The organism is Streptomyces sp. CBMA123 (assembly GCF_014596465.1).
Taxonomy (GTDB): domain Bacteria; phylum Actinomycetota; class Actinomycetes; order Streptomycetales; family Streptomycetaceae; genus Kitasatospora.
Map to the genome: position 1 here is coordinate 1 of NZ_MECK01000046.1, position 15,385 is coordinate 15,385.

The 15,385-nt window shown below is 71.9% G+C and carries 13 protein-coding genes and 2 pseudogenes; 6 read left to right on the plus strand and 9 right to left on the minus strand.

The window, feature by feature from the left end; genetic code table 11:
* The 9 genes and pseudogenes from BG452_RS07695 to BG452_RS07730 form a co-directional block, all read right to left on the minus strand.
* Positions 1 to 194: pseudogene (locus tag BG452_RS07695) on the minus strand (hypothetical protein); the annotation flags it as partial.
* Positions 195 to 348: 154 nt separating this feature from the next.
* Positions 349 to 1,305, minus strand: a complete 957-nt coding sequence (locus BG452_RS07700) for an ABC transporter substrate-binding protein (protein WP_188303437.1) — start codon at positions 1,303 to 1,305, stop codon at positions 349 to 351.
* Positions 1,306 to 1,355: 50 nt separating this feature from the next.
* Positions 1,356 to 2,033, minus strand: a complete 678-nt coding sequence (locus BG452_RS07705) for an ABC transporter permease (RefSeq protein WP_188303438.1) — start codon at positions 2,031 to 2,033, stop codon at positions 1,356 to 1,358.
* Positions 2,030 to 2,698, minus strand: a complete 669-nt coding sequence (locus tag BG452_RS07710) for an ABC transporter permease (protein ID WP_188303439.1) — start codon at positions 2,696 to 2,698, stop codon at positions 2,030 to 2,032. Before BG452_RS07710 ends, BG452_RS07705 begins: the two co-directional genes overlap by 4 nt.
* Positions 2,688 to 3,881 (minus strand): ABC transporter ATP-binding protein, encoded by a 1,194-nt coding sequence (locus tag BG452_RS07715; RefSeq protein ID WP_188303440.1) that lies wholly within the window; start codon positions 3,879 to 3,881, stop codon positions 2,688 to 2,690. Before BG452_RS07715 ends, BG452_RS07710 begins: the two co-directional genes overlap by 11 nt.
* A gap of 273 nt (positions 3,882 to 4,154) precedes the next feature.
* Complete coding sequence (locus BG452_RS07720; protein WP_188303441.1) at positions 4,155 to 4,541, minus strand: rhodanese-like domain-containing protein; 387 nt, start codon at positions 4,539 to 4,541, stop codon at positions 4,155 to 4,157.
* Positions 4,535 to 5,086 (minus strand): cysteine dioxygenase, encoded by a 552-nt coding sequence (locus BG452_RS07725; protein WP_188303442.1) that lies wholly within the window; start codon positions 5,084 to 5,086, stop codon positions 4,535 to 4,537. Before BG452_RS07725 ends, BG452_RS07720 begins: the two co-directional genes overlap by 7 nt.
* 225 nt (positions 5,087 to 5,311) lie before the next feature.
* On the minus strand, positions 5,312 to 5,389 hold the full coding sequence (locus BG452_RS48035; protein ID WP_101948289.1) for a putative leader peptide: 78 nt from the start codon (positions 5,387 to 5,389) through the stop codon (positions 5,312 to 5,314).
* A gap of 192 nt (positions 5,390 to 5,581) precedes the next feature.
* Positions 5,582 to 8,533, minus strand: coding sequence for a hypothetical protein (locus BG452_RS07730; RefSeq protein ID WP_188303443.1), 2,952 nt, complete (start codon positions 8,531 to 8,533; stop codon positions 5,582 to 5,584).
* Positions 8,534 to 9,106: 573 nt separating this feature from the next.
* Between BG452_RS07730 and BG452_RS07735 the strand changes: the two genes are divergently transcribed.
* From BG452_RS07735 to BG452_RS07760, 6 genes and pseudogenes are all read left to right on the plus strand, one after another.
* Positions 9,107 to 9,949, plus strand: coding sequence for a nitrilase-related carbon-nitrogen hydrolase (locus BG452_RS07735; protein WP_188303444.1), 843 nt, complete (start codon positions 9,107 to 9,109; stop codon positions 9,947 to 9,949).
* Between the two features lie 11 nt (positions 9,950 to 9,960).
* Positions 9,961 to 11,382 carry a dihydropyrimidinase gene (hydA, locus tag BG452_RS07740; RefSeq protein ID WP_188303445.1) on the plus strand — a complete coding sequence of 474 codons (1,422 nt, stop codon included), beginning with the start codon at positions 9,961 to 9,963 and terminating at the stop codon, positions 11,380 to 11,382.
* Between the two features lie 78 nt (positions 11,383 to 11,460).
* Positions 11,461 to 12,474 carry a TIGR03842 family LLM class F420-dependent oxidoreductase gene (locus BG452_RS07745; protein WP_188303446.1) on the plus strand — a complete coding sequence of 338 codons (1,014 nt, stop codon included), beginning with the start codon at positions 11,461 to 11,463 and terminating at the stop codon, positions 12,472 to 12,474.
* 44 nt (positions 12,475 to 12,518) lie between these two features.
* Positions 12,519 to 12,956 (plus strand): annotated as a pseudogene (locus BG452_RS07750) (cytosine permease); the annotation flags it as partial.
* A 98-nt stretch (positions 12,957 to 13,054) separates the two neighbouring features.
* The gene (locus BG452_RS07755) at positions 13,055 to 14,626 is read left to right on the plus strand and encodes a recombinase family protein (RefSeq protein ID WP_188303447.1); all 1,572 of its coding nucleotides are present in this window, start codon (positions 13,055 to 13,057) and stop codon (positions 14,624 to 14,626) included.
* Positions 14,627 to 14,797: 171 nt separating this feature from the next.
* Positions 14,798 to 15,064: a hypothetical protein gene (locus tag BG452_RS07760; protein WP_188303448.1), complete on the plus strand. Its 267-nt coding sequence runs from the start codon at positions 14,798 to 14,800 to the stop codon at positions 15,062 to 15,064.
* The last annotated feature ends 321 nt before the right edge of the window (positions 15,065 to 15,385 follow it).

Here is a 15,385-nt window from a genome sequence, read left to right on the forward strand (position 1 = left end):
GACGTGGGCGCCGAGGCGGTCGAGCCCGCCGAGGGGGCGCCGGACGGGGTGGCGGCCGCGGTGGGGGAGCCGGCCGCGGCGGTGCCCTTGCTCGAAGCCGAGCCCGAAGCCGAGTTCGAACCCGAGCTGGAGCAGGCAGCGAGGCTCACCGCGGCGAGTGCCGTGAGGGAGGCGGCGAGGAGACGAGTGCGCATGGCGCCACACTGTCATGTCCGCGGCGCGGAAGGGAAGGTCCCGTCCTCGGCCGACGGACGGGCCCCGGAACGGCGGACGGCGGCCCGGAGGGAGTGCCTCCGGGCCGCCGTGCAGCCGTGCAGCCGTCTGCCGCCCGCCGTGCCCGGACGGCCGTCAGCCGGGCCCGTTGGCCTTCAGCCAGTCCTTGGCCACCGCCGACGGGTCCTCCTTGTCGACCGAGACCCGCTTCATCAGCCCCGTCAGCCCGGCCGTGTCGAGCTTGGCCGACACCGCGTTGAGCGCCGCCGTCGCGGTGGCGTCCACGCCCGCCTTGTTGACCAGCGGGGTGACGTTCTGGGCGCCGAAGACGTTCTTCGGGTCGCTCAGCGGGACGAGCTTGTACTGCACGATCTTCGGGTCGGTGGTGAACACGTTGCCGACCTGGATGCTGCCGTCCTTGAGCGCGTTCGCGGTGGTGTCGGCGGTGGGCTTCCACTCCTTGAAGGTCAGCCCGTAGACGTCCTTGAGCTGCTGCTCGCGGCGGGTCTTGAACTCCGGCGGGCCGCCGATGGTGAACTCGCCGGCCTTGGCGGTCAGGTCGGCGATGCTCTTGAGGTTGTACTTGTCGGCGGTCTCCTGGGTGACGCTGAGCGAGTCCTTGTCCTCGGCGGGGGAGGAGTCGAGGATCCCCAGCGCGGCGGGCAGCGTCGTGGTCAGCGCCGCGTTCACGTCCTGGGTCGTGACGGCGGTGTTCTTGGCGTCCAGGTAGGCGAGCAGCGCGCCGTTGTACTCGGGCAGGACGGTCAGGTTGCCGCTCTGCAGCTGCCCGTAGAGCACCTCACGGCTGCCGATGTTGAACTTCTCCTCGACCTTGACGCCCTTGGCCTTGAGCGCCTGCGAGTAGATCGAGCCGAGCAGGACGTTCTCGGGGAAGTTCGCCGAACCGACGACCACCGTCCCGCCGGAGCTCCCTCCGGTGGCGGCGGAGCCGGCCCCGGAGGCCGAGGCGCTCGACCCGCCGCCGAGCGGGTTGCTGCTGTCGGCGGAGGAGCCGCAGGCGGTGGCGCCCAGGGCGAGCGCGGCGAGCGTGCCGAGGAGCACGGCGTGCCTGCTTCTCTTGATTGTCGACATGGTGACAGTTGTCCTTCCGGAGCGGATGGGAGAGGAGAGCGGAGGGGGCCTCAGCGGGCCTTGCGCTGGGCGCGCACCCCGGGCGGGAGCGCGAACCGGGCGAGCAGGGCGAAGAACAGCTGGGCGCCGACCGCGAGCAGCACCACCAGCAGCGCGCCGCCCACGGTCACCGCGTACTGCCGGGTGGCCAGCCCGTCGATGACGTAGCGGCCGAGACCGCCCAGCCCGACGTAGGCCGCCACCGTGGCGGTCGCGATCACCTGGACGGTCGCGGTGCGGAAGCCCGCCAGCAGGGTCGGCGCGGCGGAGGGCAGGCAGACCTGGAGGAGCACCTGCGGGTGGGTCAGGCCGATCCCGCGCGCGGCGTCCCGGACGTCCGGGTCGGTGCCGCGCACCCCCTCGACGGCCGCCACCAGCAGCGGCGGCGCGGCCAGCGCGACGAGCGGGAACAGTACGGCGGTGTCGCCGACCCCGGCGAGCAGCACCGCGAGCGTCACCAGGCCGAGGGTGGGCAGCGCGCGGGCGGCCCCGGCGAGCGCGGTGACCACGGTGACGCCGCGCCCGGTGTAGCCGATCAGCAGCCCGAGCGGGACGGCGATCAGCGCCGCGTAGAACAGCGCCTCGCCGGAGAGCAGCAGGTGCTCGGAGACCCGGTGCACGATCGAGTCCGGACCGCTGCGGCGGTCCGGATCGGAGAAGAAGTCGCTCAGCCAGTTCAGCCAGTTCACGAGCCCGCCCCCTGCTCCCGGACGGCCCAGGGCGCGAGCAGCCGGCGGGCGGCCACCAGCAGCAGGTCGACGGCCAGCGCCAGCACGGCGATCAGCACGATGCCGGCCACGATCGGGGTCGGGAAGGTGCGCTGGAAGCCGTCGATGAACAGGTAGCCCAGCCCGCCGCGCCCGATCAGCGCGCCGACGCTGGCGAGCGAGATGCTGGACACCGCGGCGACCCGCAGCCCGGCGATCAGGTACGGCACGGCCGCGGGCAGTTCGACGGCGGTCAGCCGGTGCCACGGCCCGTAGCCCATCGCGGTGGCGGCCTGCCGCACCGAGTCCGGGACGGCGCGCAGCCCGTCCACGGTGGTCGGCAGCAGGACGGCGAGGGCGTAGAAGGTGAGCGGGATCATCACCGTCGCCTGGGTGGCGAGCCCGGTGTACGGGATCAGCACCACGAAGACGGCCAGCGAGGGCAGCGCGTAGACGATGTTGAAGACGGCGGACAGCGGCTGGTACAGCCGGGGGAAGCGGGCGCAGGCCAGGCCGAGCGGGACGGCCAGCAGCAGGCCGATGAGCACCGGGACCAGGGCGATCACGGCGTGGTCGGCGAGCAGGTTGCCCAGGTAGCCGAGGTGGTCGCCGATCCAGTACCAGCGGACGATCGGTTCATCGTCCACCGTCGGCTCCGTCCGCCGTGCCGGTCCGGTCCGGTTTGTCGATGCTGACCGGCCGCTCCACGCTGACGGGCTTCTCCATGCTGACGGGCTTCTCCACGCTGACGAGCCCCGCCGCGTCGACGGGCCCCGCCGCGTCGACCGGCCCGCCGCCGACGGGTGTGAGCGCGGCGAGGACGGCCTCGCGGTCGGCGGTGCCGATCGCCCGGCCGCCCGCGTCCAGCGCGATGGCGACCCCGGCGGGGGAGAGCACGGCGGCGTCCAGGGCGGCGCGCAGGGTGTCGGTGTCCGGGTGGTAGCCGGCGGCCGGCTGCAGTTCGGTGCTGCCCGTGCCGCGGTCGATCCAGCCGATCGGCCGGCGCTCGTCGTCCAGGGCCAACTCCCAGCCGCCGTACCCGAGTCCGTCGTCGAGCGGGCGCGGCCGGATGGCCTTCGCGGGCCGCAGGCCGAGGCCGCGCAGGCCCCGGTCACGGCCGAGGAAGGCGGCCACGCCGTCGTCGGCGGGGGAGGTCAGCAGGGTGTGCGGATCGGCCAGTTGGGCGATCCGGCCGTGCTCGCGCAGCACCACGACCTGGTCGCCCAGCCGGACGGCCTCCTCGATGTCGTGGGTGACGAACAGCACCGTCTTGTGCAGCTCGGACTGCAGCCGCAGCAGCTCGTCCTGGAGCCCGGCCCGCACCACCGGGTCGACGGCGCTGAACGGTTCGTCCATCAGCAGCACCGGCGGGTCGGCGGCCAGCGCCCGGGCCACGCCGACCCGCTGCTGCTGCCCGCCGGACAGCTGGAAGGGGTAGCGCTTGGCGGTCTCGGGGGCGAGGCCGACGAGTTCCAGCAGTTCGGCGGCCCGGGCACGGGCCTTCTTGCGGTCCCAGCCGAGCAGGTACGGCACGGTGGCGATGTTGTCGATCACCTTGCGGTGCGGGAAGAGCCCCGCCTGCTGGATCACGTAACCGATGCCGCGGCGCAGCTTGGCGGGTTCCAGCCCCGCGACGTCGGCGTCGTCCAGCAGGACGCGGCCCGAGGTGGGCTCGACCATCCGGTTGACCATGCGCAGCAGGGTGGTCTTGCCGCAGCCGGACGGTCCGACCAGGACGGTTATCCGACCGGTCGGGACCTCCAGGTCCAGTCCCTCGACCGCGATGGTGCCGTCGGGGTGGCGCTTGCCGGCGCCCTCGAATCTGATCACGGAGTGTTTCCTCGTCAGGGCGCCCGGTGGTGGCGGCGCCTGTGTCGGTCGGTCTTACGGGTCGTTCGGTTGATGGCGGCTCACCGCCCGGGCGTTCTTCCGCCCGCGTGGCTGCCCAGCTTCGGACCGGCGGAAACTCTGATCAGCCTATGACCTGCATCATCTCCTGTCCCTGATTTACGGCCCGGCACACCGCGTGACCCCGGCTCGGCCGCCGGGGCCACGCGCTGTGACCGCCGACCCGACGGCCGGGGGCGCGGGTGTGACTTCGGCTCAGCCGCCCGGTCGGGTCGGCAGCCCGGCCGCCGCCCAGCCGACGAACCCGCCGTCCAGATCGGTCGCGCGGTGCAGCCCCAGCTCGCGCAGCGAGGCCGCGGCCAGACTGGAGGCGTAGCCCTCCGAGCAGACCACGACCACCTCGACGTCGTAGCCCGAGGCCTCGGGGATGCGGTGACTGCCCGTCGGGTCGAGCCGCCACTCCAGGACGTTGCGCTCGATGATCAGCGAGCCGGGGATCTCACCCTCGGCCGCCCGCTGCGCCGCCGGACGGATGTCCACCAGCAGCGCGCCCTCCAGGTGAGACTGGTACGCCTCCCGGGCGCGCGGACGGTGGACGCCCTCGCGGGCCCGCTCCACCAGGTCGTCGATCGTGGTCACCATTGCTCCGGTCCTTCCATCGAGGTGCGGACGAGCCCGCCGGCCCGCAGGTCGTAGTGCGCCATCGCGCTGAGCGGGGGCGAGTAGGCGTGCAGGGTGACGGCCGGGCCCGAGGCGGTGTTGCGCACGTCGTGCACGTACTCCGGGCCGAAGGCACGGGCGGTGCCGGCCGGGACCCGGCGGATCAGCAGGCCCTGCTCCGGGCCGCCGAGGGACAGCTCCTCCAGCTCGCCGAGCGCGACGGTGAACGCGCCGCGCGAGCCGCCGTGGTCGTGGAAGCCGGTGGACTGGCCGGGCAGCCAGCTGATCAGCCAGACCTCGTGGTCGTCGTCGGCCACCAGGCGCTGGTACCAGCGCTCCTCGGTGGAGAGACGGACCAGGTGGATCCACTGCTCGGGCTGCTCGGCCAGCTCGCGGACGACGGTCCGCAGGGTGCTCGGGCTGAGCGGGGCGCGGGGCCGCCCGGCGGCTGGCTGCTCGGGATTGGGCTCCTCGGGGGCGGGGGCGGGGGCAGGGGTCGGGGTATCGGCTACCAGGTCCAGGCTCATGGGGGGCGTCCTCGGGTGCGGCGGGAACGTCGGCAGGGGCGCTCGGGTCCGGTGGCGGGGCTGCGGCGTGACGGTGACGGGCGCGGGCCGGCGGAGCGACCTGGCTCGACCTGGCACGGCACGCGCGGGTGCCGCCGGGCGGGCGGGATTCAGGACTGCGGGTGCGGGTGCGCGGTACGGGCCCTGGCGGTGGTCACAGGGCGGAACCGGCGGAGCGGAGCAGGGTCAACAGGCACAGATGGAACTCGCCTGGCGTCGCAGATCGACGTGCAGGCGGCAAACCAGAGTGGTGCCGGAGTCCATGCCAGGGATCCTTTCCGAGCCGGTCGGAGGAAGTCAAGCCGGGGCGCCCGCTTGTTGCGCCCTGTTAACCAGCGGCTCGACACTCCTCGGCCTCGGCCCCCTCCACCTCCTCGGCTCGACCGCGGGCTCGGCCCCCGCTGCTTCCCCTCCGGCTCTGCCCTCAGCGCTGTCCCCCCGGCTCGGTTCCCCGGCTCAGCCCTCGGCCGGAACGCGCGGTGCCGGCGGCGCCGCTGCGGGCGCCGGGCCGGGCGCGGGCGCGGTGGAGCCGTCCGCCGCCGTCGACAGGGCGCGCTCGACCACCGGCCCGGCCTGCTCGCCCAGGTAGCGGCCGAGCGTCTGGTAGGCGTCGAACTGCTGGTGGTTGAACCACTGGTCGCTGGTGCCGTCGTTCGGGAAGGCCTGGTTGGCCACCGCGTAGGAGTGCAGCTCGTACGGCATGTCGGCGGTCAGCACGGCCTGGAGGACGATCAGTGTGCCGTGCCGCTCGGAGCCGGGCTCGCCGTCGAGGGCCGGGTAGTGGATGTCCCCGGTGATCACGCCGCAGGCCGAGAGCCGGTCGGAGAGCTGGGCCGCCAGCCCGTGCAGGGGCGGGGCGGACCCGTCCCGCCCGGCGGTGGCGCTGCCCGGGATCAGCAGCTCCGGCTGGTGCAGGGTGATGACGACGCCGAGTTCCTCGCGGGCCAGGGTGATGGCGGCGGCCAGGTTGGCGGCGTAGCCGGAGTCCCCGCTGGCGTCGACGCCGACCGCCGTCCGCACCCGGTGCCGCAGCAGCTCGACCAGCCCGAGGTTCTCGTAGTGCCCGCCGTCGGTGGTGAGCAGGAACCGGTCGTCGGCGGGGAACCGGCCGGTCAGCTCCCGTAGTTGGTACGGGAGTCGGCGGACGGCGGGCTGCCCGGGGCGGCGCCAGTCGGGTGCGCCGGACCAGGCCGGGCCGAGCTGTGCCGGGTTGGGCAGCCAGGTCCCGAGCCGGGCGTTGGTCACCGCGAACAGCCCCTGGTAGACCCGGGACTGGCGGCCCATCGCGGAGGAGAAGGCGGCGCCGGAGACGGCCATCGCGGACTGCACGGTGAGGTCCCGGGCGATGTGCCGGCGGGTGCGCCGCTCCAGCAGGTCGGTGCGCGCGTACCCGACGTCCGGGCCGCCCACGTAGTCGTACGAGAACGAGAAGGAGACCGCCCGACGGCCGGGCGGGGTACGGGAGTTGCCGGACAGGTTGGCCGCCGCCGAGAAGATCACCTGGGGGAAGTCGGGGTGCCGGGCGGCGTAGTGGCTCAGCCAGGTCTGCTCCCGGTGGAAGTCGTACCGGCGGGCCAGCGAGCGGCCGCCCTCGGTGACCCGGCGGACCGCGAACGCCGAGGCCAGGCGCAGCCGGTAGAACGGGTGCAGGCTCATCCAGGTCTGGTCGAGGTTGAGCCCGACCGCGCCGAGCACCAGCGGCAGCAGCACCTGGACGGCCGTCGGCCAGGCGTACCCGGTGGCGACCGCCCAGCCGAGGGCCAGCAGCGCGCCCGCCGTCAGCGTGCCGAGGGCGGCCCAGACCACCAGGTACTGGGGGAGGTTGGCGGTCAGCCCGCCGCCGATCCGGCCCGCGCCGCGCAGCGCCCCGGCGGCCGCGTGCACGCCCCGGCCGATCGTCCGGCGGTCGCGCCAGAGTATGCCGAGCAGCAGGGCGAGGTAGCTGAGCACCACGGTCAGGCTGAGGCCGGCGCCGGTCAGCTGCGGGCCGGCCGCCAGCGCCTGTTGGAGCCGGACCGCGCCCCAGGCCAGCCCCGGCACCGCCAGCACCCCGAGGGCCAGCAGTCCGGCCAGCGCGAGCGCGGCGTAGTTGAGCCGGCGTAGCGCGCGCGGCAGCACCGCGTGCCAGCCGAGCGGCGGGAAGGCCAGCAGCCACAGCAGCCAGCACCCGGCCGCCGCGGCGAGCAGTGCGCCGAGGGCGGCCAGCGCGGGGGTGCGGAAGGCCAACGCGCCCGGTACGGCGCCCGGGTGGCGCAGGCCGGCGGCGGCCAGGGCGTCCAGGTCGGTGAGCGGGACGGCGTGGTAGAAGCGGCTGAGGCCGAGGCCGAGCACCAGGACGGCGGCCAGCAGCAGGGTGAGCGCGGACAGCACCCCGCGCAGCAGCGTGCCGAGGGCGACCAGCCACTCGCCGGCGCCGTCGGCGATGTACTTGCTGTGGCGGCGGAGGTGGTCCTCCTCCGGGGAGCCGGGCTCCATCACCGTGTCGGCCGTCAGGCCCGAGGCGGCGCGCACCGGGCTGCCGGGCGCGGAGTCGCTGAGCGCGAGCTGCAGCGCGCCCACGGTGTAGCCGCCGCCGGAGACGGACACCAGGTAGCGGGCCCGTTTCAGCCACGGGCGCAGCGCCTGGAGCGCGCCGAGCGTGACGCAGGCCGAGCGGATGCCACCGCCCGAGACGCAGAAGCCCAGCTCGGCGGGCTCGCGGCCGGGCGGCACCCGGCCGGCGTCCCGCCAGTGGGCGTGGGCGCCGGGGGCGTCGGACGCCCCCTCTCTGCGCGGGGCCCGGTGCTGGTGCGGGGCCTGGTGCAGCGGCCGCCCGTGCCGGGTGAGGACGGGCCACGGCGGTATCAGCGCCGGGCGGTCGGGGTCGGCGTCGTCGGCGGATTTCGCCGCCCCGGGGCTCAGGCCCCGGGCGGCCCGGGCGGCCGTCACCGTCAGCAGGCCGGCCGCCGCCACCCCGGTGGGCAGGAGCAGCAGCCAGGTGACGGTGGTGAGCGCGGCCGCCACCGTGAAGGGGGTGTCGGAGCCGCCGTGGTCGAGCCCGAGGCGCAGCAGGACGTTCGCGCCGAGGTCGCAGCCCGCGGCGAGCGGCCCGGCGATCCCGACCAGCAGTGCCGGGCCGATCCGGTGTCGGCGCCCGAGCACGTACCCGCCGAGCAGGGCCGCGGCGACCAGCGTCAGCCCGTAGCCGCCGATCAGCCAGAGTTCGTCGCGCAGCGCGGTGAGGTAGGCCGAGGTGCGCTCCCCGACCACCGCCTCGGCGGCCGCCCGGGAGCCGGCCAGCTGCAGGGCGGTCAGCCGGGTGTGCGGCGACTGGCCTCGGGCCGACAGGAGGCCGAGGGCGAGCGGCAACAGCGCCCCGAGGGCGAGCAGCAGGCCCGCCCAGGCGGGCAGGGCCGGAGGGCGGCCCACCGTGCCGTCGCCCGCGCTCGCGCCCGTCTGCGCCGACGTGTCCGCCGATGCCGATGCCTGCGCCGACGTGTCCGCCGCCGATGCCGGTGCCGACCTGTCCGCCGGACGCTCCTCGTGCCCGTCCACCGCTGCCATCCGTACCACCCCCCGTTCGGCTCCCCGCCGGCCGTCGATCCCCGTGCCCTGCTCCTGAAGTCGCCTCGTAGCAGCGTCGTATGACGATCCGTCGAAGCGTCCACGCGCGTTTTACCCTGTCGTGGCCGATTCCGCACCCCCGGTGACCGCTTTCACTCGAATGAGTAAGGAGGTCACTTCCGGGGTAGATGAGCGTTTCATCCCACCAGGGACCGACCGCGTGTCCGCGCTACAAGATCGCCCCAGACGCGATGCCGTCGACGTATTGTCAGGCGACCAAAGCCCGGCCTACCGTCTACAGATCGCGTTCTACGCACGTAGACCCTTCCCGTAGACCCCTGTGGCTCCCGGAGCGGACCCGCAGGCGAGACCCGCCCCGTCAACCCTCAGACCGCGGGCCCGACCGCACGGCCGGGACGCGGAGTTGCGGAGGTACCCATGTCGCAGATCGTCCGTGCCGCGCTCGTCCAGACCCGCTGGACCGGCGACCAGGAGAGCATGATCGCGCTCCACGAGCGGCACGCCCGCGAGGCCGCCGCCCAGGGCGCGAAGATCATCGGCTTCCAGGAGGTCTTCAACGCCCCGTACTTCTGTCAGGTCCAGGAAGCCGAGCACTACCGCTGGGCCGAGGCCGTGCCGGACGGTCCGACCGTGCGCCGGATGCGGGACCTCGCCCGCGAACTCGGCATGGTGATCGTCGTACCGGTCTACGAGGAGGAGCAGGCCGGCGTGTACTACAACACCGCCGCGGTGATCGACGCGGACGGCAGCTACCTCGGCAAGTACCGCAAGCACCACATCCCGCAGGTCAAGGGCTTCTGGGAGAAGTACTACTTCAAGCCCGGCAACCTCGGCTGGCCCGTCTTCGACACCGCCGTCGGCAAGGTCGGCGTGTACATCTGCTACGACCGGCACTTCCCCGAGGGCTGGCGCGCCCTGGGCCTGGCCGGGGCGCAGATCGTCTACAACCCCTCCGCCACCAGCCGCGGCCTGTCCGCCTACCTGTGGCAGCTCGAACAGCCCGCCGCCGCCGTCGCCAACGAGTACTTCGTCGCCGCCATCAACCGGTTCGGCACCGAGGAGTACGGCGACAACGACTTCTACGGCACCTCCTACTTCGTCGACCCGCGCGGCCAGTTCGTCGGCGAGGTCGCCTCCGACAAGGAGGAGGAACTCGTCGTCCGCGACCTCGACCTCGGCCTGATCGAACAGGTCCGCCAGCAGTGGGCGTTCTACCGCGACCGTCGGCCCGACGCCTACGGGCCGCTCGCCGAGGCCTGAGGAGCAGCGCGATGACCACCCGTGACCCGCGGCAGCGCACCGTCGTCCGCGGCGGCCTCGTCATCACCGCCGCCGACGAACTCCACGCCGACGTCCTGATCGAGGGCGAGCGCGTCACCGCCCTCGCCGCCACCGGCAGCGCCGCCGCCGAGGCCTGGACCGCCGGCACCGTCATCGACGCCACCGGCCACTACGTCATCCCGGGCGGCGTCGACGCCCACACCCACATGGAGCTGCCGTTCGGCGGCACCGCGGCCTCCGACACCTTCGAGACCGGTACCCGCGCCGCCGCCTGGGGCGGCACCACCACCATCGTCGACTTCGCAGTCCAGCCCGTCGGCGGCGCCCTGCGCGAGGGCCTGGACACCTGGCACGCCAAGGCCGAGGGCAACTGCGCGATCGACTACGCCTTCCACACCATCGTCTCGGACGTCAACGACGCCGTCCTCAAGGAGATGGACACGCTGGTCGACTCCGGCGAGTCCACCTCCTTCAAGCTCTTCATGGCCTACCCCGGCGTCTTCTACAGCGACGACGGCCGGATCCTGCGCGCCATGCAGCGCGGGGCGGCCAACGGCGGGCTGACCATGATGCACGCCGAGAACGGCATCGCCATCGACGTCCTGGTCGAACAGGCCCTGGCCGCCGGGCGCACCGCGCCGCGCCACCACGGCGAGGTCCGGCGCGAACTGCTGGAGGCCGAGGCCACCCACCGGGCGATCAAGCTCGCCCAGGTGGCCGGCAGCCCGCTCTACGTGGTGCACGTCTCCGCCGCCTCCGCGCTCGACGAACTCGCCCGGGCCCGCGACGCCGGGCTCCCCGTGTTCGGCGAGACCTGTCCGCAGTACCTCTTCCTCTCCACCGACAACCTCGCGGAACCGGGTTTCGAGGGCGCCAAGTACGTGTGCAGCACGCCGCTCCGGCCGCGCGAGCACCAGGAGGCGCTCTGGCGCGGGCTGCGCACCGACGACCTCCAGGTGGTCTCCACCGACCACTGCCCGTTCTGTTACGTCGGGCAGAAGGAACTGGGCCGCGGCGACTTCTCCAAGATCCCCAACGGCCTTCCCGGCGTGGAGAACCGGATGGACCTGCTCCACCAGGCCGTGGTGGACGGGCGGATCAGCCGGCGCCGCTGGATCGAGATCGCCTGCACCGCCCCGGCCCGGATGTTCGGGCTGCACCCGCGCAAGGGCACCATCGCGCCCGGCGCGGACGCCGACCTCGTGGTCTACGACCCCACCGCGGTGCAGACCGTCTCCGCCGCCACCCACCACATGAACGTGGACTACTCGGCGTACGAGGGCCGGCAACTCACCGGCCGGGCCCGGACGGTGCTCTCGCGCGGCACCGTGGTACTGGACGACGGCCGCTGGCTCGGCCGGGCCGGCCACGGCACCTTCCTGCGCCGCGACACCTGCCACTACCTGACCTGATCCCCCCTCCCGTCCGGGGCCGCGCGGTGTGCCCGCCGGCCCCGGGCCACCCTCCCGACCCCTCTCCCGGAGCCACCCATGGACATCGGCCTCGTCCTGCAGACCGACCCGCCCGCCCGCCTGCTCATCGACCGGATGATCCGCGCCGAACGGGCCGGGTTCAGCCACGGCTGGACCTTCGACTCCTGCGTGCTGTGGCAGGAACCCTTCGTCATCTACAGCCGCATCCTCGCCGAGACCGAGCGGCTCACCGTCGGCCCGATGGTCACCAACCCCTCCACCCGCACCTGGGAGGTCACCGCCTCCCTGTTCGCCACCCTGAACGACATGTACGGCAACCGCACCGTCTGCGGCATCGGCCGCGGCGACTCCGCCATGCGGGTCGCCGGACGCCGGCCCGCCACGCTCGACCGGCTCTCCCAAGCCATGCACGCCATCCAGGAGTTGGCCGAGGGGCGCACCGTCGAGGTGGACGGCACCGAGATGCACCTGCCGTGGGTCGGCCCCGGCGCCGCGCTGCCGATCTGGATGGGCGCCTACGGGCCCAAGGCGCTGGCGCTGACGGGCCGTCAGGCCAACGGTTTCATTCTGCAGTTGGCCGATCCGTACCTCACCGAGTACATGGTCAAGGCGGTCCGGGCCGCGGCCGTCGAGGCGGGCCGGGACCCGGCCTACGTCACCATCTGCGTGGCCGCGCCCGCGTACGTCACCGCCGACGACTCGGCCGCCGCGCTGGCCCACGCCCGGGAGCAGTGCCGCTGGTTCGGCGGGATGGTCGGCAACCACGTCGCCGACCTGGTCAGCCACTACGGGGAGCACTCCGACCTGGTGCCCGACGCCCTCACCGACTACATCAAGAACCGCCAGGGCTACGACTACAGCCACCACGGCCGGGCCGGGAACCCCGACACGGCCTTCGTCCCGGACGAGATCGTCGACCGCTTCTGCCTGATCGGGCCGGTCGGGACCCAGCGCGACCGGCTCGCGGAACTCCGTTCGCTCGGCGTCGACCAGTTCGCCGTCTACGCCATGCACGACGCGGTCGAGGCCACCATCGACGCCTACGGCACGGACGTCATCCCCCACCTCTGAACCCGTGATCCCCTGATCCCGCACGCGGCAGACGGGAGTTGCCCATGGCCGACACCGCGACCGGCGGCGGCGGACAGCGGCAGCACCCCGACGGCCGGGTCGAACTCGACCCGGCCGAGGGGGTGTTGCCACCCAACGGCTTCACCAGTGACGACCTCCGGCCGGTCCCGGTGCGGCGGCGCACCTGGACCACCTACAACTTCCTCGCACTCTGGGTCGGCATGGCCCACAACATCCCGTCCTGGACGCTGGCTTCGGGCCTGATCGCGATCGGGATGGACTGGAAGCAGGCGGTGCTGACCATCGCGCTCGCCAACCTGATCGTGCTCGCGCCGATGCTCCTCACCGGACACGCCGGGACGAAGTACGGTATTCCGTTCCCGGTGTTCGCCCGGGCCGCGTTCGGACTGCGCGGCGCCAACCTGCCCGCGCTCATCCGGGCGGCGGTGGCCTGCGCGTGGTTCGGCATCCAGACCTGGATGCCTAGATTTCAACAAACCATCCCCTTGTCCAACCCTCGGCATCCACAGTTGGATGCCGAGACTTTGACAAAGGGCCTCTGACCAGGTCATATGACGGTATGGACCTCATACGAAACGTACTTCTGCACGAGCGGATCAGCTCGGATACCGAGACCTCGACCTCCATCGAGCGCCAGGACGAGAAGCTTCACCAGCGTGCTGCGGAGGATGGAGTCAAGGTCGTAGGAGTCGCCGTAGACAGGTCCGTTTCTGGTGAGGTCGACCTGTACCGCCGACCGGAGCTCGCGCCGTGGCTGTCCCAGGAGAAGCGCGGTGACTGGAACGAACTCTGGGTCACGAATCAGGACCGGCTGAGTCGATCCGACATCCACGTCATGGCGTTCGTGTTCCGCTGCCTGGAGTGGGGCAAGGAGATCGTCATCCTGGATGATCCCGAGTTCACACAGCAGATGAAGACCCCCGAGGGGCGCGTCATTCTGCACGCGAAGTCGCTTGGTCCGGCCAAGGAGCTGGAGCGCATCAAGGCCCGTTGCATGGAGGCGCACGAGTGGCGGCGAAAGACCACTCGTTGGCCCGGAGGCATACCGACATTCGGCTACGTGTCGTACAAGGTGATGGAGAACGGCAAATCCGCCACCTACATCAAGCTCGATGAGGACATGCTTACTGTCCTGCATGACATGAAGCGCCGGATGGTGGTGCTCGAAGACTCCTTCTCGGGCGTCACGATGTGGCTCAACAAGAACCAGATCCTGACGGCCCGCGACAGGGCGCGAATTCGGGCGGGCAAGCCTCCGGGGCGCCTGAACAAGGCGACGGGTGAGTACGTCCTTGAGAGGTGGTCCGAGACCACGGTTGCAGAGCTGCTGACGAACGAGGCCCTTCTTGGCTACAAGAAGCACAAGGGGGAGATCATCATCGGATCTGACGGCAAGCCACTCAAGATCGCGGAAGCGGCCTTCGATCCGAACGAGTGGGACGAGCTCCAAGCAGCCTGCCAGGCTCGGAGGATCACCTTCCAGCGTCGCGCGAACCGCCCGAACCCGAAGTACGGCGTTGTCTTCTGCGGGGGGTGCACGAAGAACGGCACTCACTCCCAGGTGAAGTGGAAAGACCGCGAATACCGGTACTACCGGTGCAACGGCTCCCACGCCCTGAGGTGCGAGGGGCACACGATCGACGCCGAAGAGGCCGACGACATCATGGAGAAGGTCTTCCTCCGCGAGGCTGGCCATGAGCAGGTGGTCAAGAGGGTCTTCCAACCTGGAGAGGACCACACGAAGGAGCTGGAGCAGGTGCGCAAGCACATCAAGCGCCTTCAAGCGGAGAAGGACAGGGCGAAGGACTGGGATGAAGAAGACGAGGCGGAGTACGAGGAGCGCCTGGGCGCGTTGAGGGCCCGGCGGAACGAGCTGAAGAAGCTACCGCAGCGAAAGGCAGGCTGGGTTGCGGAACGTCTCAAGAAGACCTACCGGGAGGCATGGGAGGAGGGTGACGCCAACGCTCGCAGGAAGCTCCTCATCTCGGCCGGCTTCCGGTTCGAGATCCTGGACAACCGAACGGAGGTGCCCTGGATGATCCAGATCCCCATGGACCTGCTCGCGGAGATCAGTGGAGAGGCGCGAGACTCTACGCGGGTGATCCTGCCGAGCACCCTGGCAGTCTGCTGACCCCCTGCGAGCCCCGGCCCCACGGCCGGGGCTCCTTCAATTCAGCAATCCGTCACTTCAGTGGGAGCCGTCTTCCGGGGCGGCTCCTTCTGCATGTCGAGCCGGGCCGCCAGGAGTAGCCGGAGCTGACGTCGAGGTGCGGCCCAAGAGCACCGGTCGCAGGCTCGGTGTATGGCGTCGATCATCGTGCTGTTCGAGGTGGACCAGGGCCAAGCCGCCGGCCTCGAAGGCGACGGCCCTGACGTGCTGCGAGTGCATGCCTCCGGGGCTGATCCTGAGACCCCTGAAGACCCGCTGGACCGGACCCTCTGCGGGATGAGCACGGGCACCTTGGAGCGCTCGGGCTACCGGCCGGCGCAGCCAGGGGAACCCTGGTACCCGGTCTACCTGCGGGCCAAGAGGTGTCGAGACTGCGAGGACGTTCTCAGGAGGGTCTGACCCACAGGGGCCGCCTTCGGCGGGCGGCCCTATATGTAGCCCTTCCAAAAGTTACATAGGTGCCGCTCGACCAGGAGGCCGGCACTCGCCTCCGCGGATGTGGCCCAGCTCACGAAGAGGGACCGAGGGCTGGCTTCGACCAAGATCATCTATTCCTTCAATCTAGCAATCCAACATCAATGCCAGGCGAGTTGACTGGCGGAGCGAGAGGGTTCGAAGCCCGCGAAGGGGTGTCCGGCCGGCCTTCCTGTCGCTACGCAGCGTTGATGTTCCGTGACTCAATTACTTCAATCCCGTACACGGTTGGAGGACGGTGCCCCC